21 protein-coding genes are annotated in these 22,570 nt (G+C 68.8%); 11 read left to right on the top strand and 10 right to left on the bottom strand.

The window, feature by feature from the left end:
* Nucleotides 1-50: 50 nt before the first annotated feature.
* Nucleotides 51-1,034: a transcription termination factor NusA gene (gene nusA / locus FGL91_RS12185; protein WP_047522603.1), complete on the bottom strand. Its 984-nt coding sequence runs from the start codon at nucleotides 1,032-1,034 to the stop codon at nucleotides 51-53.
* Nucleotides 1,035-1,164: 130 nt separating this feature from the next.
* Between nusA and FGL91_RS12180 the strand changes: the two genes are divergently transcribed.
* A complete protein-coding gene (locus tag FGL91_RS12180; RefSeq protein WP_153243934.1) occupies nucleotides 1,165-2,520 on the top strand; it encodes a flavin monoamine oxidase family protein in 1,356 nt (451 codons plus the stop codon).
* Here FGL91_RS12180 and FGL91_RS12175 read toward each other — a convergent pair.
* Nucleotides 2,489-3,529: a TIGR00730 family Rossman fold protein gene (locus tag FGL91_RS12175; protein WP_134353555.1), complete on the bottom strand. Its 1,041-nt coding sequence runs from the start codon at nucleotides 3,527-3,529 to the stop codon at nucleotides 2,489-2,491. The two genes, FGL91_RS12180 and FGL91_RS12175, sit on opposite strands and share 32 nt — an antisense overlap.
* Nucleotides 3,530-3,671: 142 nt before the next feature.
* Between FGL91_RS12175 and FGL91_RS12170 the strand changes: the two genes are divergently transcribed.
* Entirely contained in the window at nucleotides 3,672-4,175 is a 504-nt protein-coding gene (locus tag FGL91_RS12170; RefSeq protein WP_131492120.1) for a pyridoxamine 5'-phosphate oxidase family protein, read from the top strand.
* A gap of 16 nt (nucleotides 4,176-4,191) precedes the next feature.
* Here FGL91_RS12170 and FGL91_RS12165 read toward each other — a convergent pair whose 3' ends face one another.
* Together FGL91_RS12165 and FGL91_RS12160 are read right to left on the bottom strand one after the other, a co-directional pair.
* Nucleotides 4,192-5,952: a proline--tRNA ligase gene (locus FGL91_RS12165; RefSeq protein ID WP_131492121.1), complete on the bottom strand. Its 1,761-nt coding sequence runs from the start codon at nucleotides 5,950-5,952 to the stop codon at nucleotides 4,192-4,194.
* A 37-nt stretch (nucleotides 5,953-5,989) separates the two neighbouring features.
* Nucleotides 5,990-6,760, bottom strand: a complete 771-nt coding sequence (locus FGL91_RS12160; RefSeq protein WP_047522617.1) for an isocitrate lyase/PEP mutase family protein — start codon at nucleotides 6,758-6,760, stop codon at nucleotides 5,990-5,992.
* 85 nt (nucleotides 6,761-6,845) lie between these two features.
* On the opposite strand from FGL91_RS12160, the gene FGL91_RS12155 reads away from it, so the two are divergent.
* The 4 genes from FGL91_RS12155 (at nucleotide 6,846) to FGL91_RS12140 (ending at nucleotide 10,332) form a co-directional block, all read left to right on the top strand.
* Entirely contained in the window at nucleotides 6,846-8,261 is a 1,416-nt protein-coding gene (locus tag FGL91_RS12155; protein ID WP_153243933.1) for an RNB domain-containing ribonuclease, read from the top strand.
* A gap of 71 nt (nucleotides 8,262-8,332) precedes the next feature.
* Nucleotides 8,333-9,235, top strand: coding sequence for a hypothetical protein (locus FGL91_RS12150; protein ID WP_153243932.1), 903 nt, complete (start codon nucleotides 8,333-8,335; stop codon nucleotides 9,233-9,235).
* A complete protein-coding gene (locus FGL91_RS12145; protein WP_153243931.1) occupies nucleotides 9,232-9,582 on the top strand; it encodes a GntR family transcriptional regulator in 351 nt (116 codons plus the stop codon). The genes FGL91_RS12150 and FGL91_RS12145 overlap by 4 nt, the downstream gene beginning before the upstream one ends.
* A 57-nt stretch (nucleotides 9,583-9,639) precedes the next feature.
* The gene (locus FGL91_RS12140) at nucleotides 9,640-10,332 is read left to right on the top strand and encodes a hypothetical protein (RefSeq protein WP_153243930.1); all 693 of its coding nucleotides are present in this window, start codon (nucleotides 9,640-9,642) and stop codon (nucleotides 10,330-10,332) included.
* Between the two features lie 2 nt (nucleotides 10,333-10,334).
* Here FGL91_RS12140 and FGL91_RS12135 read toward each other — a convergent pair whose 3' ends face one another.
* Both FGL91_RS12135 and ispG read right to left on the bottom strand, forming a co-directional pair.
* Complete coding sequence (locus FGL91_RS12135) at nucleotides 10,335-11,201, bottom strand: hypothetical protein (protein WP_153243929.1); 867 nt, start codon at nucleotides 11,199-11,201, stop codon at nucleotides 10,335-10,337.
* Nucleotides 11,202-11,389: 188 nt separating this feature from the next.
* Nucleotides 11,390-12,520 (bottom strand): flavodoxin-dependent (E)-4-hydroxy-3-methylbut-2-enyl-diphosphate synthase, encoded by a 1,131-nt coding sequence (ispG, locus tag FGL91_RS12130; RefSeq protein WP_047522577.1) that lies wholly within the window; start codon nucleotides 12,518-12,520, stop codon nucleotides 11,390-11,392.
* Between the two features lie 81 nt (nucleotides 12,521-12,601).
* On the opposite strand from ispG, the gene FGL91_RS12125 reads away from it, so the two are divergent.
* Nucleotides 12,602-13,228 (top strand): pyroglutamyl-peptidase I, encoded by a 627-nt coding sequence (locus tag FGL91_RS12125; protein WP_153243928.1) that lies wholly within the window; start codon nucleotides 12,602-12,604, stop codon nucleotides 13,226-13,228.
* 171 nt (nucleotides 13,229-13,399) lie between these two features.
* Nucleotides 13,400-15,283, top strand: coding sequence for a chorismate-binding protein (locus FGL91_RS12120; protein ID WP_131492128.1), 1,884 nt, complete (start codon nucleotides 13,400-13,402; stop codon nucleotides 15,281-15,283).
* 17 nt (nucleotides 15,284-15,300) lie between these two features.
* Here the strand turns inward: FGL91_RS12120 and FGL91_RS12115 are convergent, their stop codons facing one another.
* The 3 genes from FGL91_RS12115 to FGL91_RS12105 all read right to left on the bottom strand — a co-directional run bounded on the left by FGL91_RS12115 (nucleotide 15,301) and on the right by FGL91_RS12105 (nucleotide 18,275).
* A complete protein-coding gene (locus tag FGL91_RS12115) occupies nucleotides 15,301-16,527 on the bottom strand; it encodes an RNA polymerase sigma factor (protein WP_131492129.1) in 1,227 nt (408 codons plus the stop codon).
* Nucleotides 16,524-16,892, bottom strand: coding sequence for a YciI family protein (locus FGL91_RS12110; protein ID WP_131492130.1), 369 nt, complete (start codon nucleotides 16,890-16,892; stop codon nucleotides 16,524-16,526). Before FGL91_RS12110 ends, FGL91_RS12115 begins: the two co-directional genes overlap by 4 nt.
* A gap of 69 nt (nucleotides 16,893-16,961) precedes the next feature.
* Entirely contained in the window at nucleotides 16,962-18,275 is a 1,314-nt protein-coding gene (locus FGL91_RS12105) for a M50 family metallopeptidase (RefSeq protein WP_131492131.1), read from the bottom strand.
* 65 nt (nucleotides 18,276-18,340) lie between these two features.
* On the opposite strand from FGL91_RS12105, the gene FGL91_RS12100 reads away from it, so the two are divergent.
* The 3 genes from FGL91_RS12100 (at nucleotide 18,341) to FGL91_RS12090 (ending at nucleotide 21,449) form a co-directional block, all read left to right on the top strand.
* Nucleotides 18,341-18,925 (top strand): hypothetical protein, encoded by a 585-nt coding sequence (locus FGL91_RS12100; RefSeq protein ID WP_153243927.1) that lies wholly within the window; start codon nucleotides 18,341-18,343, stop codon nucleotides 18,923-18,925.
* A gap of 110 nt (nucleotides 18,926-19,035) precedes the next feature.
* Nucleotides 19,036-19,731: a YcnI family protein gene (locus FGL91_RS12095; protein ID WP_153243926.1), complete on the top strand. Its 696-nt coding sequence runs from the start codon at nucleotides 19,036-19,038 to the stop codon at nucleotides 19,729-19,731.
* Between the two features lie 95 nt (nucleotides 19,732-19,826).
* Nucleotides 19,827-21,449: a Mur ligase family protein gene (locus FGL91_RS12090; RefSeq protein WP_194239213.1), complete on the top strand. Its 1,623-nt coding sequence runs from the start codon at nucleotides 19,827-19,829 to the stop codon at nucleotides 21,447-21,449.
* Between the two features lie 37 nt (nucleotides 21,450-21,486).
* Here FGL91_RS12090 and dxr read toward each other — a convergent pair whose 3' ends face one another.
* Nucleotides 21,487-22,569, bottom strand: a complete 1,083-nt coding sequence (gene dxr, locus FGL91_RS12085) for a 1-deoxy-D-xylulose-5-phosphate reductoisomerase (RefSeq protein ID WP_131492134.1) — start codon at nucleotides 22,567-22,569, stop codon at nucleotides 21,487-21,489.
* Nucleotide 22,570 lies beyond the last annotated feature (1 nt).

Raw genomic sequence — 22,570 nt, 5'->3', positions numbered from 1 at the left:
TTTCGCCCCGCCCTGCCCGTACGCGGGGCGAGCCGGGAGTCCGGAGCCGTTCAGTCGAGGATGCTGTCCGGCTGGATGTCGATCTTCGCACCCGTGAGCTTGGCGGCCAGACGCGCGTTCTGACCCTCCTTGCCGATCGCGAGCGACAGCTGATAGTCGGGGACCAGCGCACGGACGGCCTTGGTTCCCGCGTCGAGCACGAACGAGCTCGTGACCTTCGCCGGCGAGAGCGCATGGGCGACGAAGACCGGAAGGTCGGCGTCATAGTCGACGATGTCGATCTTCTCCCCCGCGAGCTCCTCCGTGACCGCGCGTACGCGCCGTCCGAGTTCGCCGATGCACGCACCCTTGGCGTTGATCGACGGATCATTCGCCTTCACCGCGATCTTGGTGCGGTGTCCGGCTTCACGGGCCAGAGCCACGATCTCGACGAGACCGGCTGCGATCTCCGGAACCTCGAGGGCGAAGAGCTTGCGCACGAGTCCCGGATGCGTGCGCGAGACCGTGATCTGCGGTCCCTTGAGCCCCTTGGCGACGCTCGTCACGTACACACGCAGGCGCGACCCGTGCGTGTACTCCTCGCCCGGCACCTGCTCCTCGGGGGGCAGGATGGCTTCGACGGCGCCGAGATCGATGTGGATCATGCGCGGATTCGGACCCTGCTGCACCACGCCGGCGACGATGTCGCCTTCCTTGTCCTTGAAGTCACCGAGCACCACGTCGTCGGCGATGTCCCGCAGACGCTGGCTGATGACCTGCTTCGCCGCGAAGGCCGCGATGCGTCCGAAGTCGTCGGGGGTGGCGTCTTCCTCGCCGATGACGGCGCCTTCCTCATCCCGGACGACCTGGAGGACGGCGACGTGCCCGGTCTTGCGGTCCAGGTCGACGCGGACGCCCTCGGGGGTCACACCGTCCTCGGACACGTGCTTGGAGTATGCGGTCAGGATCGCCTGCTCGATGATCGCGACGAGTTCGTCGAAGGGGATCGCCTTCTCCTTCTCGATCCCTCGCAGAAGACTCAGTTCGATGTCCATGACGGCCTCTCTATTCAGCTCTCGTCGCGCCTGTTCGCACGCGCGACATCCGTACCACGATACCCTGTGCCGACCGGCCCCTGCCACGGCGGCAGCGGAGGCGGCCGCGGACCGGCCCGAGGAGGACCACGTGAGCGCATTCGACACCATCGTCATCGGTGCAGGCATGTCGGGGCTGACGAGCGCCCGCATGCTCGCAGACGCCGGCCAGCGCGTCGTCGTCCTCGAAGCACGGGACCGCATCGGCGGACGGATGCACACCGATCGGAGCGCGGGGTTCCCCGTCGACCTCGGCGCGTCATGGATCCACGGGATCGACGGCTCTCCCCTGTGGGACCTCGTCCAGGCCCTCGGTGTCCCGACCATCGAGTACACGGTGGGCAGCTTCCAGGTCGGCGGGCGACCGATGGAGAACTTCGACGGCAAGGGGCGAGCGATGGGTGACACCGCGACCGCCCAGTGGATCGCGGATGTCGATGAGGCCGATCGCCTGCTCGTCGAGGAGATCGCGGCATCCTCCTCGGGTGACACCTACCTCGACGTCACCGAGCGGGCCCTCGATCGTTCCGGGTTCTCGCCCGAGCGCATCGACGAGATCCGTGAGTTCTTCCGTCACCGGGTGGAGGAGCAATGCGGCGCCTGGATCGGCGACCTGGATGCGCACGGCCTCGACGAAGATGCCATCGAGGGCGACGAGGTGATCTTCCCGCGCGGGTACGACGAACTCCCCCGGCGCATCGGTGCCGGGCTCGATGTCCGCACCGATACGCCGGTCTCACGCGTGACCCGCTCGACGGCCGGCGTGGTCGTGCAAGCAGGCGACACGGAGTACACCGCTGACCGCGTGATCGTGACCGTGCCACTCGGCGTGCTGAAGACGGGAACGATCGAGTTCGACCCGGCGCTGCCGGACGCGGTCGCAGGCCCGATCGACCGGCTCGGCATGGGGGTCTTCAACAAGATCTTCCTGCAGTTCCCCGCACGTTTCTGGAACGACGAGAGCTACGTCATCCGTGCTCTGGGCGAGGCCGGGGAGCACTGGCACTCCTGGTACGACGTCTCCGCCGTCAGCGGACTGCCCACGCTGCTGACCTTCGCGGCCGGCCCCTTCGGGCGGCACATGCAGGAGCTGCCGGACGAGGAGGTGGTCGCTGACGTCCTGCGCGCCCTCCGCAGCCTGTACGGCGACGCGGTCGGCGAACCCCGCGCCCACTGGATCACGCACTGGGGGCCTGATGCGTTCTCGAACGGCTCCTACTCGCACCTGGCGGTGGGATCGACGCATCACGACCACGATGCCCTGGCCGGTCCGGTGGACGACGTGCTGCATTTCGCGGGCGAAGCCACCTGGGGCGACGAACCCGCGACGGTCGGCGCCGCCTTCTACTCCGGGCACCGAGCGGCGGAACGGATCCTCGGCCACACCGTCGACCTCGGCGAGTTCGCCGCCGGCATCACCGCGCGGGAGCAGAAGGAAGGGCGTTGATCGCCCCGATCAAGCGGAAGAGGTTTCCGACCTGGCGTTGATCCAAGTGGAGCGCCAGTCGCGGCAGTTCGAGTCGGTCGTCGTCGGCGACCTCGGGCTGCCGTGGATTCGTCCTCTCGATGCGACCCGAAGCCAGCATCGTGGCGAACTGCTCGTTGAGCGCTTCGACCTCGGCATCCGTCGGCTCTTCCCGCAGGCGCAGGATCAGCGCGTCGCCGACCCACCGCAGCGAGTCGTAGTTGTGCCAGAAGCCGGTGATCTCCGCGCGCGCCTCCTCCACGGAGTCGGTGATCACGACACGGTCGAAGTCCCCCTCCGAGATGACGCCGGTAGGAGCGAGGTGGTCGTCGATGAAGCTGCGCAGCCCCTGCCAGAACGTCCCGCCCGGCTGATCGAGGAGCACGATGGGCGTGGGCTCCGCCTTACCGGTCTGCTGGAGGGTGAGCAGCTCGAACATCTCGTCGAGTGTGCCGAAACCACCGGGAAGGCAGATGAACCCCAGCGACTCCTTGATGAGCATCAGCTTGCGCGTGAAGAAGTACTTCATCGCGACCACGTGATCCTGACCGGCGACGAAGCCGTTCGGCTTCTCCTCGAAGGGCAGTCGGATCGACACACCGAGCGAGAGCGCGGGCCCCGCCCCTTCGGACGCCGCCTGCATGATCCCGGGACCGGCGCCGGTGACGACCATCCATCCATCACCGGCCAGTGCCGCGGCGACATCGCGGGCGGTCAGGTACAGCGGATCATCCTGCCTGGTGCGCGCCGAACCGAAGACGGTGACCTTGGGCACGCCGCGGAACGGGGCGAACAGTCGGAAGGCGTCGCGCATCTCCGCCAGTGCCGCGGAGGCGATCTTCAGGTCGAGTCGGTCGGCACCGTCCTCACCCAGCAGGATCGCGGTCCGCAGCATCCGCATCACCAATCGTCGATCGGCGTGCACGCCCGCGTCGTCGAGGACGGTGTTGATCTCGGCACTGAGCGCTTCCGGCAGAGGTTCGTCGTTCATGCCCCCAGCGTGTCATGCGGCGCGAGGAGTGGGGGCCGCAACGCCGGGCACCGGACCGACACGGTCGGTCATCCCCTGAGCACGACACCGCGGCGGTGTCAATGCCCGTGACCACCATCCCGGCAGCGGGCACGCTGATGCCATGACGGAGATCACAGGACCCGAAGCCCTCGCCCGCGTCGCCGAGCTCGTGCAGGACATCGACATCACGATGCTGACCACCACGGATGACGAGGGCAACCTCGTCAGCCGGCCGATGTCGACCCGGCAGATGGACGATGCCGGGGACATCTGGTTCTTCACGGCTGAGGACACCGAGAAGGTGGACGAGGCTCGACAGAACCACGACGTCGGGCTCGCATACTGCGATGCCAAGGGAATGCGCTATGTGTCCGTCGCCGGGACAGCTGAGATCGTGCACGACCGCGCCAAGATGGAGGAGCTCTACTCCGCGTCACTGGAGATCTGGTTCGCCGACGGACTCGACACACCGGGAATCGCGCTGCTGAAGGTGACGCCGAAGGTGACGGAGTTCTGGGAGCCCGCCAAGGGCAAACTCGCTCTCGCCGCGGGGGCACTCAAGTCCCTCGTCACCCGCGATACACCGGATGACGACATCATGAACCACGGCCGCATCGTCTGCTGACGACGCGGCCCTGGTCTCACCGCGAGGCCGTGAGACGCTCGACGACCTCGTCGACCGAGATGGCGTCGCGGGCACCGGTCGCCCGGTCCCACAGCTCGACCTGCCCCTCGGCCGCGCCGCGTCCGACGATCACGATCTTCGGCACGCCGACGAGCTCGGCGTCGCCGAACTTCACTCCCGGCGACACCTTGGGACGGTCGTCGTAGAGCACGTCGAACCCAGCGGTCTCGAGCTGAGCGGAGAGGCCCTCAGCGACGTCGAACGCGACCTGGTCACGACCGGCTGCGACGACCTGCACGTCGAACGGTGCGATCGAGGCCGGCCAGATGAGCCCCTTGTCGTCGTTGTTGAGCTCGGCGATGATCGCCAGGATGCGGGTCACACCGATTCCGTAGGAGCCCATCGTGACGGTGACGAGCTTGCCGTTCTCGTTCAGCACCTTCAGGCCCAGCGCCTCGGCGTACTTGCGGCCGAGCTGGAACACATGACCGATCTCCATGCCGCGCGCGAGCTCGACGGGGCCGGATCCGTCGGGAGCCGGGTCTCCGGCACGCACGTTCGCGATCTCGACGATGCCGTCGGCGGCGAAGTCTCGTCCGGCCACGACGGAGTGGGCGTGCTTCTGGTCGATGTTCGCCCCGGTGATCCAGGTCGTCCCCTCGCTCACACGCGGGTCGACGAGGTAGCGGATGCCGGTCGCGGACTCCTCGCCCAACACGGCGCCGGTGGGTGACCACGGGCCGATGTAGCCCCGCACGAGCAGCGGGTTCTTCTCGAAGTCGTCGGCCGTGGCGGTCTCGACCTCAGCGGGAGCGAACGCCACCTCCGCACGCTTCTCGTCGACGTCGCGGTCGCCGGGGATGCCCACGACGACCAGCTCACGGGTCCCGTCGAGATGCGTGAGAGCCAGAACCACGTTCTTGAGGGTGTCCGCCGCCGTGTAGTCGCCGTCGAGCTCGCGGTTGCTGTGCGCCACCAGCGTCTCGATGGTCGGGGTGTCGGGTGAGTCGAAGATGACCGGCTCTGCGTCCGGGTCGAATTCGATCGCTTCGGGCACCGCGGTCGTGAACGCCTCGACGTTGGCGGCGTATCCGCCCGCGCTGCGCACGAACGTGTCCTCTCCGACCGGCGTCGGGTGCAGGAACTCCTCGCTGCGGGAGCCCCCCATCGCGCCGGCATCCGCCTGGACGATGGCGTACTCGAGACCGAGACGCTGGAAGATCCGCTCGTAGGCATCGCGCTGCGCCTGGTAGCTGACGTCCAGACCCTCGTCGGAGGAATCGAACGAGTAGGCGTCCTTCATCGTGAACTCGCGGCCACGGAGCAGGCCGGCCCGCGGACGCGCCTCGTCACGGTACTTGTCCTGAATCTGGTAGATCGTGAGCGGGAGGTCCTTGTACGACGAGTACAGGTCCTTCACGAGCAGCGTGAACGCCTCCTCGTGCGTCGGGGCGAGGAGATAGTCGCCCCCCTTGCGATCCTGGAGTCGGAAGAGCAGATCGCCGTACTCCTCCCAGCGACCGGTCGCCTCATACGCCTCACGCGGCATCAGTGCGGGGAAATGGACTTCCTGCGCACCGGCCGCGGCCATCTCCTCGCGCACCACGGACTCGATCTTCGCCTTGACGCGCAGACCGAGTGGCAGCCACGCGAAGATCCCGGCAGCCTGCGGCCGGATGTACCCGGCCCGGATCAGCAGCCGGTGGCTGGCGACCTCTGCGCCTGCAGGGTCTTCGCGGAGCGTGCGGAGGAAGAAATTCGAAAGACGAGTGACCACGGAGCAAGTCTAGTGAGCCGTGGTCACTCGTCTCGCGTCAGTTGAGCGCGGGGAGGTTCGCGGGGACGACCCCACCGGCGTACAGGTCGGCCGCGAGTTCCTGCAGGGCGGTGAGAGCGACCCGCTGCGGAAGAGGACCGTAGGAGATGCGAGCGACGCCGAGCTTCTCGTACTCCGAGGCGGCGAGCGCTCCCGGGAGACCGATGACGCTGACCTTGCGCTCACCGATGCCCTCGACGAGCTGACGGGTGACGTTCATGTCGAGGATGCCGGGGACGAAGACCGCCGTCGCACCGGCGTCGAGGTAGGCACGACCGCGCTGGATGGCATCGGCGACGCTCTCCTTCACGGACCGCCCACCGGCACGGACGAAGGCGTCGGTGCGCGCATTGAGGGCGAAGGGCACTCCTTCGCCCTCTGCCGCCTTGACGATCGCCTCGACGGCGGCGACGGACTCGTCGAGCGGCTTGAGCCGATCCTCGACGTTCGCACCGACGACACCGGCGGCGATGGCGAGACGCGCGGTCTCCCCCGCGTCCCCGTAGCCGTCATCGAGGTCGGCGGTGACGGGGACCTGCACAGCGGCGGCGATCCGCCCGACCATGTCGATCATCACCTCTCGCGGCGTGGCTCCGTCCTCGTAGCCGAACGAGGCGGCGATGCCGTGCCCCGCGGTGGCGAGCGCCTTCGTCTCCGGGAGCGCGGCGACGGCCTTCGCGGAGACGACGTCCCACACATTCACGACGCGGAGGATCTCCGGAGCGTCATAGAGTCCGACAAGAGTCTGGGCCTTGGCTGCAGTGGTCATGTAACCACGGTAACGCGACCCGCGGACGGTCGGGTCGGCTCCAGCGGATCCGGCATCGATGAGGGAGCCCGCATAGTGTGGAGCCATGCCGCAGCGCCGATCGCATGTGTCCTCCTCCGCCACTCGGAGCGAGCTCGCGGCCGCCCTGGCCGCGCTCCGGGAGTCTTCGGAGGCGCCGCTCGAATTCCCACCCGAGGCGCTCGCCGAAGCAGAGACCAGCACCGCGACCGCCCCGGAGCTCGACCTCCGGGACGTGCCGTTCGCGACGCTGGATCCGGCGGGTTCCCGCGACCTCGACCAGGCGTTCCACCTGGCTCGTGCGGGCACCGGCTACACGGTGCGCTACGCGATCGCCGACGTTCCGGGATTCGTCGTGCCGGGCGGAGCGGTGGACACCGAGGCTCGACGCCGCGGACAGACGCTGTACGCGGCGGACGGGTCGATCCCGCTACATCCTCGAGCACTGAGCGAGGATCGCGCCTCGCTGCTCGCAAACGTCGACCGCCCTGCGCTGGTCTGGACCTTCGACCTCGACGAGGCGGCCTCGGTGCAGGACTTCCGCCTCGAACGCGCACTCATCCGCTCTCGCGCCCAGCTCGAGTACGTGACCACGCAGCAGGCGTTGGACCGCGGCGACGACGGACCCGCGGCTCTGCTGCCGGAGATCGGAGCGCGGCGCCTCGAACAGGAACGGTCACGGGGCGGGGCGAGTCTCAACCTCCCCGATGAGGAGGTCGTCCAGGGTGCGGACGGCGCGTATTCGATCGAACGCCGCAGCCCTCTCCCCGTCGAGGAGTGGAACGCTCAACTGTCCCTCATGACGGGGATGGCGGCGGCGTCACTCATGCTCGACGCCGGGATCGGTGTCCTCCGCACCATGCCGGAACCCGACGACGCGGCCTTCACCACGTTCCGTCACCAGACGGTGGCCCTCGGGCGACCGTGGACGTCGGGAACCTACGGGGAGTACCTGCGCCGGCTGGATCGCGCCGACCCCGTCACCCTCCCGGTGCTCGAAGCCGCAGCATCGCTTTTTCGCGGCGCAGGGTATGTCATCTTCGACGGAGCGCCCCCGGAGGACGCGGTGCAGGCCGCGATCGGCGCTCCCTACGCGCACGCGACCGCTCCCCTGCGCCGACTGGTCGACCGCTGGAGCCTCGTCATCTGCCTTGCGGCATCGAGTGGCGCTCCGGTACCGGAGTGGGCCCGCGCGTCGCTTCCCGAGCTCCCCGCTCTCATGCAGGAGTCCGGTCAGCGCGCGTCGCGGCTGAACTCGACGACGATCAACACCGTCGAAGCCGCGCTGCTCGTTCCGTTGATCGGCACGACGATCGAGGCGACGGTCATCGAGTTGCGCGGTGAGCGCGCGAGCGTGCAGATCGCCGACCCCGCGGTGACGGCGACAGCACCCGTTCCCGCCGACGTGAAGCCGGGAGACCTCGTGCGCCTGCAGGTCGTCAACGCGGACATCGCCGCGGCCGAGGTCGAGTTCGCCGTGTGAACGAGCCTTGAAGTGTGTCATCACACTGGTACATAATGTATCAGCGTGTTGACACACTGACGGAGGCGACGATGATCCTGTTCCTGCTTCTCATCTGGGGGCCCAGCGTGCTCGGCGCAGTGATCGCGCTCGCCCTCCGGCTGACTCTCCTGCGCGGAACCCCACGGCTCCCGACCAGAGACGCGGTGTTCACCGCGATCGCGGGTGGAGTGCCGGTGATCGTGTTCCTCGCTCCCCTCGCCGGAGATCTCGGCTTCGGCCCGCAGCTCTGGTGGGACCTCGGGAGCCGGACGGCACTTCCGCTGATACTGGGTATCGTCGGCGTGATCCTGCTCTGCCTCCCCTCACGGTCGACGCAGATGGACGCCTCGGCACAGCTCGTCCCGCGTACGGTCCGGACGTTCCTCCGCCCGAGACAGCCCATCCTCCTCGGGGCCCTCGCAACCGTTGCCGTCGCGCTCGCTCTTGCCGCCGGCGCCGCATCGGAGACGGATGAGCGGGGAGAGTACACACGATTCTCGATCACCCTGGGGTCCTCGGGCACTTCGGCCTCGACCGGCATCTACGGCTGGCACTACTCGCTGCCGTCGCTGGCGCTGCTCGGCGTGCTCCTCCTCGCCACCGCGATCGGCTGGCTCCTGATCCCGCGTCCTGCCTGGAGCGACGACATCGACCGCGACACCGCGATCCGGCGACTACGTGCCGCCAACATCGCCCGGATCGCGTGCGGGGCCGTACTGCTCCATCTCGCCGTGGTGTTCAGCTCGCTCCGAGGCACCGCATCGATGATGCTGTCGGCACAGGCGGGCCCTCTCGGCATGGTGTCCCTCGGCACCCCGTTCGCCGCGATGGAGCCCGCACTGTTCGTGGCGTGGGCCCTCTCCACCACGGCAGGGATCGCGCTCTGGCTGCTCACCGCCCTCAGCGGTGTGCCGATGGGCGCGCGGACACCGAGTCGGGTGCGCACGTCATGATCATCACGATCCGCCGTGATACCGGAGAGTCGCCTGCAGAACAGGTCCACGATCAGATCCGAGGGTTGATCACGACCGGCCGGCTCCTCGCCGGCGACCGCCTTCCGTCCGTGCGTCAACTCGCCTCGGACCTGTCGATCGCCCCCGGAACCGTGGCCAAGGCGTATCGCCTGCTCGAGGAAGACGGGCTCGCGACCTCGCGCATCGGCTCCGGCACGCGGGTGAGCGATACGGCCAGCCCCGTCGCGGGCGGCATCGCCGATGCCGCCCACGCGCTGGCCGCCATCGCCCGGGCGGAGGGCCTCACGCTCGCAGACACACAGCGGGTCCTCCGCGCGATCTGGTGACCGCTCGCCGAGGCGAGGCCACCGGGCGCGAACGACATCGGCGGATACTCTGACGGCATGGATCATGCCGAACGCGCCGAGCGATTCATCGCCGGAACCTACCCCCGCGCGCGGATCGCGATCGTCGCCGGGAGCACAGCACGTGAGGAGCGCACGGCAACCAGCGACACCGATCTCCTCCTCATCGGCGATCCGCTCTTCGACGACCCGACGCAGTCGAGCGAGGCGGCCACCCACGAGTTCGAAGGAGAGATCTTCGAGGTGTTCGCCTACACTCCGGACGGCTTCGCCGAGTGGGCGGATCGCGGGCTCGACAACCACCGCCCCGTCATCGTCCACATGCTCGTGGAAGGAATGCCGATCCGGGATGACGGGTCGCTGGATGAGTTCCGTGCGCACTGGAGCAGACTCCTGGCCGCGGGGCCGACACTCACCGCTGAAGAGTCCGCCTTCCGTCGTTACGTGATCACCGACCTCCTCGATGACCTCCACGACGCGGAGGATCCCCTGGAACAACGGGTCGTGGCGAACCTGCTGTTCGAACGCATCGCAGAATTGATGCTCCTGTCCGAGGGCCACTGGGTCGCGACGGGAAAATGGCTTCCCCGTCGACTGCGTTCCCTGAGCCCCGAGCGGGCCGACCTCCTGGGCAACCCGCTGCTCGCCGGAGACCTCGCGCTCTTCGCCGCACAGGTCGAGACCGAACTACGGCGAGCGGGTGGCCGCGTTCAGGCGGGATTCGTCCGCTGAGGTCAGACCGCCGGGGTCGCGGTCGTGGTCATCACCAGGAGCTGCGGGTCGCTCAGATCGAGCTCGACCACAATCGCGGAGAACTCCGTGAGACTGTCGACATGGGTGCCGCCGCAGAGGATCGCCGCGTGGCCCTCCGGCAGGTCGCAGTGCCACCGCCGGCGGTCGACGATCGTGGCCCCCTCCGTCCGGATGACGCTGGCTGCGCCCGACGCCACCCACGCGGCGAGCCGGCTGTTGATCTGCTCCTCACGATCGGCGAGCGTCGCGGCGAAGGTCTCGGTGTCGAATCCAGCTCTGCGCAAGCTCTTGCCGAGACGGTACTCGTCGACGGCGCCGTTCTCGTGGATACGGCTGGACTGGTTCGCGCGGCCTTCGAAGTCGGGGTTCCCGAGCGCATCCACTCCCGGGTCCTTCCGCCACAGGTCGGAGACGGCGAGGTCGAGCGCGAGGGAGGCCAGGTGGCAGGCCGTGTGACCACGACTGAGTCCGGCTCTGCGCGTCTCGTCGACGGACAGGCGGACGCGGGTGCCCTCCACCAGCCCGTCGGGCACCTCGGCGTCGATGCGGTGCCCGACCAGCCACGTCCACCCCTCCGCGCCACGCTTGACGGGGATGTCGCTGCCCACGGCGAAGGCACCCTCCGCGGAGGCAGCGGCCATCACGGCCTCCGCGACCGGGAGAACCTGCCCGCCCGACGTGATCGTTCCGCTGTCGCCCGGCTGATCCGGCCAGGTGTGGTCGACGGGGTGGAAAGGAGTCGCGTCGACCACGACCACCGTTCCGTGCGGGCCCTGCTCGATGCGGGTGACGACGCCGTCACCGTCTACAGCGCCTTCGGCGAAGGTCACGATGGTGGGTGTCGACATGGATCTCCTCGGATTCGACGGTGATGCCGGAGTGCGGTCGGCGGCCTGTGGCAGCGGGGTCAGTGCGACGGCGGGATGGTGAAGCCGGCCAGCTTGTCGCCCTCGATCACGAAGATCCCGATCGCATCGACCATCGCCTGAACGGGGGCGGGAAAAGCGGCTTCGGACATGTCCGTGCTCCTCAGGACTCAGGCGGTGACGACCTGCGCGGTGCCGAGGGGCGCTTCCGGGCCCATCTCGGCGGCGATCCGGGTGGCCTCTTCGATCAGGGTCGCGACGATCTCCGCCTCCGGCACGGTCTTGATGACCTCGCCCTTGACGAAGATCTGCCCCTTGCCGTTGCCCGATGCCACGCCGAGGTCGGCCTCACGGGCCTCGCCCGGACCGTTGACGACACAGCCCATGACGGCGACGCGCAACGGCACCGTCATGTCCTTGAGCCCCTCGGTGACGTTCTCGGCGAGTGTGTAGACGTCGACCTGAGCGCGTCCGCACGACGGGCACGAGACGATCTCGAGCTTGCGTTCACGGAGGTTGAGCGACTGCAGGATCTGGTGCCCGACCTTCACCTCTTCCGCCGGCGGCGCCGAGAGGGAGACGCGGATGGTGTCGCCGATCCCCTCGCCGAGCAGGATGCCGAATGCCGTGGCGCTCTTGATCGTGCCCTGGAACGCCGGCCCCGCCTCGGTCACCCCGAGGTGCAAGGGCCAGTCGCCGCGCTCGGCGAGCTGACGGTAGGCCTTGACCATGACGATGGGATCGTTGTGCTTGACGGAGATCTTGAAGTCGTGGAAGTCGTGCTCCTCGAACAGCGACGCCTCCCAGACGGCGCTCTCGACCAGAGCCTCGGCCGTCGCCTTGCCGTACTTGGTGAGGATGCGACGGTCCAACGATCCGGCATTGACGCCGATGCGCAGCGAGACGCCGGCGGCCTTGGCTGCCTCGGCGATCTTGCCGACGTTGCCGTCGAACTCCCGGATGTTGCCGGGATTGACGCGGACGGCCCCGCACCCCGCATCGATGGCCGTGTAGATGTAGCGCGGCTGGAAGTGGATGTCGGCGATCACGGGGATCTGGCTCTTCATCGCGATGATCTTGAGCGCATCGGCATCGTCCTGATGCGGCACGGCGACGCGCACGATCTCGCAACCGGACGCCGTGAGCTCGGCGATCTGCTGAAGGGTCCCGTTGATGTCGGTGGTCTTCGTGGTCGTCATCGACTGCACACTGACGGGAGCATCGCCGCCCACGAGCACCTTGCCCACTTTGATCTGCCGAGACTTCCGGCGCGGGGCGAGGACTTCGGGGATCTTCGGCATTCCGAGGTTCACTGCTGGCACCCCACCAGCCTACGCCGCCCGGATGCGAGAGGGCTGGACGGACGCACCTACGCTGGTCGCATGGCGGTCATCCTCCTCACCGGCTTCGAGCCCTTCGACGGCGCCGCCCGCAACCCCTCGGCGGACGCCGTCCGCGCAGTGGCGGCAGACTACGACGGCCCGCACGATCTCGTCATCGCGACGCTGCCCGTCGCCTTCGATGCCTCGGCGCTCCGCCTTCGTGACCTGATCGCGACGCACTCCCCCGATGCCGTGATCGCCACCGGGCTCGCCGGAGGCAGCCAGCGGATCGCCGTCGAGCGCATCGGCGTGAACCTGATCGACGCACGGATCCCCGACAACGACGGCGCGCAGCCGTTCGATGCTCCCAGCGAGATCGGCGGCCCCGCCGCTCGCTTCGCCAGCCTCCCGACCAAGCGTCTGCTCCAGGTGCTGATCGAGGACGGGCTGCCTGCGCGCCTCTCGCTGTCGGCGGGGACCTACGTCTGCAATCACGTGCTCTACACAGCCCTCGGCGCTGTTCGGGCGGACGCGCGAGCCGGATTCGTGCATCTGCCCTGGTCCACCAGCACCGCACCGGCCGGCGCAGCGCACCTCGCCGACAAGGATCTCGCACGCGCCGTGCGCCTCGTCGTCGATCACGCCCTCGATGCCGAGGTGACCCGGCCCGGCGGCAGTCTCTGGTGAGGCCCTGCCGCTCAGACGGGCACGGGCGATGTGGTAGTTTCAGGCCCATGCTCGCGAACTTCACCTGGTGGCCCGCCTTCTAGGCGGTGTGTTCGCGTTCCCACGAATCCAGACCGCCTCCGGGGCGGTCTTTTCGTTGCGCCGAGCCGGAGCACTGCACAGGAGACATCGATGACCCTCTCACGACTCGCCGAGCTCAGCGCCGACCCGACGGCATCCTTCGTGCTGATCGCCCGCGACGGTGCCGACACCGTCGAGCTGCTCAGCGGCGACGTGGTCGATGTCGACCTGCTCGCCGACATCCCGCTCATGCTCGACGGCACCCCGCGCGAGATCTTCGCCCTGGTCCCCTACCGCCAGGTGCGTGAGCGTGGTTTCGTCGCACAGGACGACGGCGCACCGCTGCGGTGCGTGATCGTCAACGAGCACCTCCACCTTCCGACTCCCGCTCTCCTCGAGCAGCTCCCGAACACCCCGGTGCCTCTCCGCGACGACGGCTTCGACATCGCGGACGACGAGTATGCGGCCATCGTGGAGAAGGTCATCGCAGACGAGATCGGGCGCGGCGAAGGCGCGAACTTCGTGATCCGCCGCGACTTCACCGCGAACATCGATGTCGACGACCGCACCGCGGCGCTCACCTGGTTCCGCGCCCTGCTCACGCACGAGCGCGGCGCGTACTGGACGTTCGCGGTCTTCACGCCGGGGCACATCGCCGTCGGCGCGAGCCCGGAAGCACACGTCGTCGCGCGTGAGGGCGTCGTCACGATGAACCCGATCTCCGGAACCTTCCGCCACCCCGCAGGGGGCGCGACCAAGGACACACTGATCGATTTCCTCGCCTCCACCAAGGAGACCGAGGAGTTGTTCATGGTCGTGGACGAGGAGCTCAAGATGATGAGCGCGGTCTGCTCCGACGGCGGGCGCATCACCGGCCCGCACCTCAAGGAGATGTCGCGGCTCACGCACACCGAGTACATGCTTCGCGGACGCAGTGCCCTCGACCCGCGCGACATCCTGCGGGAGACGATGTTCGCACCGACCGTCACCGGATCACCCATGCAGAACGCCTGCGCTGTGATCCGGCGTCATGAGTGCCAGCCGCGAGGCTACTACTCCGGCGTGGCCGCACTGTTCACCCCGAACGCGGACGGCGGACATGACCTGGATGCCCCCATCCTCATCCGCACCGTGTACCTCCAGGACGGCACGCTGCGCGTTCCCGTCGGTGCGACACTGGTCCGCCACTCCGATCCTCTGGGCGAGGTGTCGGAGACGCACGGCAAGGCGGCCGGCGTGCTCGGCGCGATCGGTGCGATCGATCGCGATCGTGTGGCGGAGGCCCGGAGCGATGCCGATGCGCCGGGTGGGGAACGCGCCCTCGCCGACGACCCGGCGATCGCCGCACTGCTGTCTTCGCGCAACGCACGCCTGGCCGAATTCTGGCTCAACCCGCAGGGCGAGGACTTCACCGGACCGTTCGCGGGGCACACGGCTGTCGTCGTGGACGCCGAGGATCGCTTCACGACGATGCTCGCCCACCAATTGCGACACCTCGGGCTCGCCGTGACGATCGCGCCCTGGGACGAGGTGACGGACGCCGACATCGACACCACGGATCTCGTCGTCGCCGGCCCCGGCCCCGGCGACCCGCGGGACGCCACGAGCACTCGCATCTCGCGGATGCGCGAGATCGTGGGACGCCGCCTCGAGGCCGAAGCTCCGCTGCTCGCGGTCTGCCTCAGCCATCAGATCCTCGCCGACCGGCTGGGCATCGCGTTGACACCGCTCGCTGCGCCGCACCAAGGCCTGCAGAAGGCGGTCCCGGTGTTCGGAGAGGACGCATCGATCGGCTTCTACAACACGTTCACGGCGCGAGTGACACCGGGGACGACGACCGTCGCATCGGCCGAGGTGTCCGCAGACGACGCGTCGGGCGACGTCTACGCCCTGCGCGGCGCGCACTTCGCCTCGGTGCAGGGACATCTCGAATCGATCCTGTCGCGCGACGGCATCCACACCCTCGAACGCCTCGTCTCCCACGCCCTCAGCTGAGCGGACGCCCAGTCGGCTCAGCAGAGTTCTCGCGAGCGGAGCAGCCGCCGTTCCGCTTCGTTGGTCGTCAGGCCGTGCGCCGTATGAAGCGCGCGGATCGCCTCCTCTTCTCGGCCGAGCCCGCGCAGCAGTTCGGCGCGCACCGCATGCCAGAGGTGGAAGCGGACCATCTCATCTTCCAGCGCCTCGACCTCGGCCAGCGCAGCCTCTCGTCGGCCGGTCTCCCCGAGCGCGACGGCACGGTTCAGACGGACGACCGGCGACGGGTCGTAGGCGAGCAGCATGTCGTAGAGGACGATGATCTGCTCCCAGTCGGTCTCCGAAAACACGCGGGCGTCGGAATGGCACGCTGCGATCGCTGCCTGGAGCTGCCACCTCCCCGGTCGCCGAAGCGCCGCCGCTGCCGCGAGCGCCCGATGCGCTTCCGCCTGTAGACCGACATCCCATCGTGAGCGGTCCTGGTCAGCGAGGAGCACGATGCGCCCGGCGACCGATCGCGCAGGCTCCCGGCTGCGATGAAACTTCAGCAGGGCCACCAGCCCGAGCGCCTCAGGCTCACTCGGAAGTGCGTGAGCGACCACATCGGCGAGCCAGAGCGCATCCTCCGCGAGGTCGCGATTCGCCTCCGCACCGCCACCGGCGGTGAGATGTGCCTCGTTGTACATGACCGAGATCACCGTGAGAACCACGTCGAGCCGGGGCGAGCGCTCCGCACCGATCGGAACACGCAGCGGGATTCCGGCCGCGCCGATCTTGCGCTTCGCCCGGACGATGCGCTGCCCGACCGCGGTCGGGGTGCTCATCGTCGCCCGAGCGATCTGCTCCGTCGTGAGTCCGCACACGGCGCGGAGCGTGAGGGCGAGCTGTGCCGACTCGGTCAGGGCAGGGTGGCAGCAGCCGAACAGCAGCGAGACGCGCTCATCGATCGCACTCTCGGAGGGGGCGGGTGCGCCGGCGAGGAGCTCGAGCTTCTTGCGATATCGCTGGTCGCGCCGCAGCCGGTCGAGCGCATTGCGCCGAGCCGCGACGGTCAGCCAGCCGCCCGGATTCGGAGGCGCACCGACCTCCCTCCAGGAGACGAGCGCCTCGGCCACCGCCTCGGCCACCGACTCCTCCGCGAGATCGAGGTTGCCCAGCGAGGCGGTGAGCGCCGCGACGATGCGAGCAGACTCCGCGCGGACCACGCGTTCGAGGGCACGATCGGATGCCGCGCCCGACGGCGACGCGGCATCCGATGCGGTCACTGCTCGAACTGGCTGTAGTCGGTGACGATGGGCCGGACCTCCACCGACGTGCCCTCCATCTCCAGCATCGGCCAGCTCTTCGCGAGAGCGATCGCCGCGTCGAGGTCAGGCACGTCGATGATCGTGAATCCGCCGACCGCCTCCCGGGCTTCGGTGAACGGCCCGTCGACGACGACCGCTCCCCGCGCACCGTGCCGGACGGTGGTCGCGGTTTCCACCGGCTGCAACTCGGCACCGCTGTCGTCGATCACCTCGGCGTTGTCCTGGAACCACTGGAACACGCGTCCGTAGACGTCCTGTGCGACCTCCGGTGCGATGGCGGCGTCGAGCTGTGGAGTCGAGGTGAACATGATGACGTACTTCATGAGGTTCGTCCTTTCGTCTTGAGAACCGTTTCACCCCCACAGCGAACGAGCAAGGACGAATTCGACACGTCAACCGAGAAGATTCACCGGATTGAAGAGATCGGCGATCAGGAGCAGTGCGCCCATCGCGATCAGCAGGACCGCGACCACCACGGTCAGCGGCACCAGCTTGGTCGCGTCGACAGGTGCAGGAGGGGGCCGCCGGAAGAGCTTCGCCCAGGCCCGCTTGATCCCATCCCACAGGGCGACCACGATGTGCCCTCCGTCGAGCGGGAGCAACGGGATGAGGTTGAACACGAACAGGGCGACGTTGAGCGAACCGAGCAGTCCGAGCAGGATCGCGAAGCGATTGAGGACGGGGGCATCCGTCGCCGCGACCTCGCCCGCCAGGCGCCCGACACCGACCACGCTCAAGGGTCCGTTCGGATCCCGCTCACCCCCGGTCACCAGGGAGACGCCGATGTCCCAGAGCCGCACGGGGAGCGTGACGAGCAACGAGCCGACCCTGGCGACGTTCTCCGCCGCCATCTGCGGTCCCGCGCTCAGCGGCTGCTGCACGTATCCCATCTGCGATCCCATGCCGACATAGCCGACCTCCTTGACGACGGGATCACCGGCGTCGTCCAGGATGGGCTGGCCCGAGGCATCCGTGATCGTGCGCTCGGCGGCCACCGGGGTGATGCTCAGGCTCTGCTCGGTGCCGTCCCGCAGGACCACCAGGTCGAGCGTCTCACCGGGCGCCGCCTGCACGATCGCCGTCGCCTCCGCGAAGTCCGACACCGGCTGGCCGTCGACGGAGACGAGCACGTCCCCCGGCTTGATCCCGGCTTCCGCAGCGGGCGACTTCGGGTCATCCGCGGTGCACTCGGTCTGGGTGGATCCTGCGGGGACGACGCACTCGGTGACCGAAGCGATCGTCGTCGTCCCTTGCTGGACGCCGATACCGGACACCAGCACCGTGAAGATGACGGTCGCCAGGATCAGGTTCATCAGCGGGCCGCCGAACATCACGATGACACGCTTCCACACAGGCAGACGGTAGAAGACCCGGTCCTCTGCGCCTTCCGCGATGGTCTCGTCGTTGGCGGAGCGCGCGTCCTGGATCAACGACCGGAACACGCCGGATGCGGGACCGGTGCTCTTCGACGGCGGGTACATCCCGGACATCGAGATGAAGCCACCGAGCGGCAGCACCTTGAACCCGTACTCGGTCTCTCCGATCCGCTTCGACCACAGACGCGGCCCGAAGCCGATCATGTACTGGCCGACGCGCACGCCGAAGAGCTTCGCGGGGACGAGATGGCCGACCTCATGCAGGCCGATCGACAGGCCGAGGCCGATCAGCATGAAGAGGATGCCGCCCAGATAGAGCAGGAATTCCACGTGCCAACGCTACTGCCCCGAGCTAGGAATCCGCCCGGCACGCTCGTCCCGGCTAGGCTGTGAGCGTGAATGCCCGGCAGCTGCGACTCGTGCGCGCCGCCGCCGTCTCCTCCATCGCGACGCTGCTCGCCGGTGTCTCCCACACGCTCGGCGGAGGTTCCGCCCCTCATCCGCTGCTGATCCTCGCGGTCGCCACACTCGTCACGCCGCTTTCCGCACTGCTCATCGGTGCCCGCCCCTCGCGTGGCCGGGTCGCGGTCACCGTCCTTCTCGCACAGGCGGCGTTCCACGTGCTGTTCCAGGTGCTGGGCTCCCCGGTCGCGTCATCGTCCCCCGGCGGGCTCGGCCACGTGCACCATCTCGATCTCGCGCTGCTCGCCTCCACGCCGTCCGCATCGGCCGCCGGTGCCCCCATGCTCGTCGCCCACGTCGTCGCCGCCGTCCTCACCATGCTCCTGATCTGGCACGGCGAAGCGGTCGTGCGAGCGGTGGTCCGTTGGGTCGAGGCCCTTCTCCGGCGTTCCGTCACGACCACCCCGACCGACCACCGCAGGCCGCCCGGACTGCGTTCCCTCGATCTTCCTGTCCTCGAAGTCGCTTTCGCGGCCGCCGTGACGCGACGGGGTCCACCCGCGCTCGTCCGCGACTGATCCGCCCCGATCCGTCGCACGGAGTCCGCTGCTCGTTCCCGAGCGGCCTCACCCCTTCGCGGATTCGCGCCGTCCGGCGCGCCCGCACATCGAGCACCAGGAGATACATCATGTCCCGCAACACCCCCTCTCGCACGCGCCGCACCGTCCTCGCCACCACCGGCTTGCTCAGCGGTGCGCTCCTCGCCCTCGCGGTTCCCGCCATGGCGAGCGCCCATGTGGGCGTCAGCCCCGATGAACTCGTCGCAGGAGACCACGGCGTCCTGACCTTCTCCTTCTCGCACGGCTGCGAGAATTCCCCGACCACCGCCCTGCGCATCACGATGCCCGAGGGTCTCGCCTCCGTCGCGCCGACGATGGACGGCGACTGGAACATCGAGGTGGAGCGCGGGGACGACGGCCTCGTCAGCGCGGTGACCTACACCGCTGTCACACCGGTGCCGAACGACCTCCGCGGTGCGGTGAGCATGTCGGTCGGGCTCGACGAGAGCACCCCCGACACCCTGGCATTCCCCGTCGTGCAGGAGTGCGTCGAGGGGTCGACCGAGTGGACGCAGCTCGCCGAGAACGGGGAGGACCCGCACAGTCTCGATGCACCGGCGCCGGTCGTGTCCGTCACGGAGGCCGCAACCTCGGGTCACGGTGACCACGAGGCTGCCGCTGACCACGAGGCTGCTGAGACGACGGAGGAAAGCACCCAGGCCGCTGCGAGTGACCCCGTGGGCATCGCCCTCGGCGCCGGCGGGCTCGTGGCCGGTGTCGCGGCTCTCGTCGTCGCGGTCCTCGCCTACCGCCGAAAGGCCTGACGCCGCGCACGACTCCTCGCGCGCCGTGTTCCGGGCGTGCGGGGAGTCGTGCCGCAGGAGGGTTCGCCGCGCCGCCATGAGATCATTGATGCGACATGTCGATTGAACAACAACCGAGCCTGCCTCCCGTGCTCCGCCCCGCGAACCCGCCCCGGCGTGAGCTGTCCGAACTCGCTTCCCGTTTCGCCGGTTCCGTACGCGGCGACATCGACGGGATCACCCTCTCCGGCATCACCTTGGCCACGGCGGACCTCCGTCCGGGTGAGGCCTTCGTGGCGATTCAGGGGGTCAACCGTCACGGCGCGGACTTCGCGCTCGCCGCTGCCGAGAAGGGCGCCGTGGCCGTCATCACGGACGAGCCGGGAGCAACCATCGCGGACTCCGCAGGGCTGCCGATCATCGTGGTCGACGACCCCCGCGCCGTCCTCGGCGACCTGAGCGCCTGGGTGTACGGCACGGGCGCCGATGATCCGTTGCCGCTGCTGTTCGCGACGACGGGGACCAACGGGAAGACCAGCGTCTCGCACCTCCTCGAGGGGATCCTCGACCAGCTCGGGGTCGTGACCGGGCTCTCCTCCACGGCAGAGCGCCACATCGCCGGGGAGGTCATCGTCTCCCGACTGACGACGCCTGAGGCATCCGAGATGCATGCCCTCCTCGCCCTCATGCGAGAACGAGCGGTCGAAGCGGTGGCCGTCGAGGTCAGCGCTCAGGCGCTGTCCCGGCACCGCGTCGACGGTCTCCGTTTCGATGTCGCCGGCTTCACCAACCTCAGCCATGATCACCTCGACGACTACGCCGACATGGAGGAGTACTTCGAGGCCAAGCTGCCGCTGTTCCGACCCGACCGTGCGAAACGCGGCGTCATCTGCCTCGACTCGCCGTCCGGGGCGATCGTGGTCGAACGCGCAGAGATCCCCGTGGTGACCGTCGGAACACCGTCGATCGCAGCCGACCCCGCCGCGGCCTCCGCGGCGGACTGGGTCGTCGTGATCGACGACGAGCGAGCGGCCGGCACCACGTTCACCATGACCGGACCCTCCGGTTCACTCACGACGACGGTCCCCGTCATCGGTCCGCACATGGCCGCCAACGCCGCGCTCGCGATCGTCATGCTCCTGGAGGGCGGCTACGCGTGGGACCGCATCGTCACGGCGCTCGCTCAGGACGACGGCATCCGCGCGTATCTCCCCGGCCGCACGCAACTCGTGTCCGGCGAGCGGGGTCCCGCCGTGTTCGTCGACTTCGGGCACTCCCCCGACGCGTTCGAGAAGACGCTCGCCGCCGTCCGTCGGGTGACACCGGGCCGAGTGCTGATGCTGTTCGGCGCCGACGGAGACCGCGATGCGAGCAAGCGGTTCGACATGGCGCGCACGGCGGTCGAAGGCAGCGACATCCTCGTGGTGACCGATCACCATCCGCGGTTCGAGGATCCGGCATCCATCCGCGCCACGCTCATCGCCGGCGCGCGACAGGCCCGGCCCGACGCGGAGATCCACGAGGCCTCACCGCCCGAGAACGCGATCATCACCGCTGTCGGACTGGTCGGCGACGGCGACGCGATCCTCTGGGCCGGCCCCGGCCACCAGGACTACCGGGACATCCGCGGCGTCCGCACGCCCTACTCCGCTCGTGAACTCGCCCGTCGCGCGTTGCGTGCGGCGGGATGGCCGGTTCCGGAGCCGCGCTGGCCCGTTCCCTACCCCGACGAGGACTGACCTCGTCGGGGCGGCGCCGGTCGCTCCGACCCCGGGCTCAGCCCGCCGCGATGATTCGATCGGCCGTCTCGCGCGCCCAGGTCTCGGCCGCCGCGAGCGTCTCGACGGTCAAGGCGTCGGGAGCGTCATGGGCGTCGATGACGCGGGCGATCGTGTCGACGATGCCGAGGAACGACAGCCGTCCCTCGTGGAACGCGTCGACGGCCTGCTCGTTGGCGGCGTTGTAGACCGCGGGGAAGGTCCCGCCGGCGCGACCGACCGCCTTCGCCAGGGCGACGGAGGGAAAAGCCTCTCTGTCGAGCGGTTCGAACGTCCAGGACGTCGCTTGCGTCCAATCCAACGGCCGTCCGACGCCCCCGACACGGTGCGGCCAATCCAGCCCCAGGGAGATGGGCAGGCGCATGTCGGGCGGTGACGCCTGCGCGATGGTCGAACCATCGATGAACTCGACCATCGAGTGCACGATCGACTGCGGATGCACGACAACCTCGATGTCGTCGTAGGCGACGTCGAAGAGCAGGTGTGCCTCGATCACCTCGAGCCCCTTGTTCACCAAGGTCGCCGAGTTCGTCGTGACCATGCGCCCCATGTCCCAGGTCGGGTGCGCCAGAGCCTCGGCGGGGGTCACCTCGGTGAGTTCTGCGCGGGAGCGCCCTCGGAACGGGCCGCCGGATGCGGTCACCACGAGGCGCCGCACCTCGGCGTGGGTGCCGGCGAGGAGCGCCTGCGCCAACGCCGAGTGCTCGGAGTCGACCGGGACGATCTGCCCCGGCGCGGCAGCGGCCAGGACGAGGTCACCGCCGACGATCAAGGATTCCTTGTTCGCCAGCGCGAGAGTGCGCCCCGCGTGCAGCGCGGCCAGCGTCGAGCCGAGACCGATCGAACCCGTGATGGCGTTGAGAACGACGTCGGCCTCGACGTCGCGCACGAGCTGCTCGGCGTCGACGGCTCCGAGCGCCGTGTGCTCGACGCGGAATTCCTCAGCCTGCGCCTCCAGCATCTCGCGGTTGGATCCTGCGGCGAGACCGACGAGTTCGAATCGCCGGGGGTTGGCGCGGATGACATCCAGCGCCTGGGTGCCGATGGAGCCGGTGGAGCCGAGGACGATGATGCGACGCATG

Source organism: Microbacterium sp. CBA3102, from assembly GCF_007954505.1.
GTDB classification, from domain to species: Bacteria; Actinomycetota; Actinomycetes; order Actinomycetales; family Microbacteriaceae; genus Microbacterium; species Microbacterium aurugineum.
Note: the sequence above shows the minus strand (reverse complement) of the source record. Positions and strands in the feature narration are given on the sequence as shown.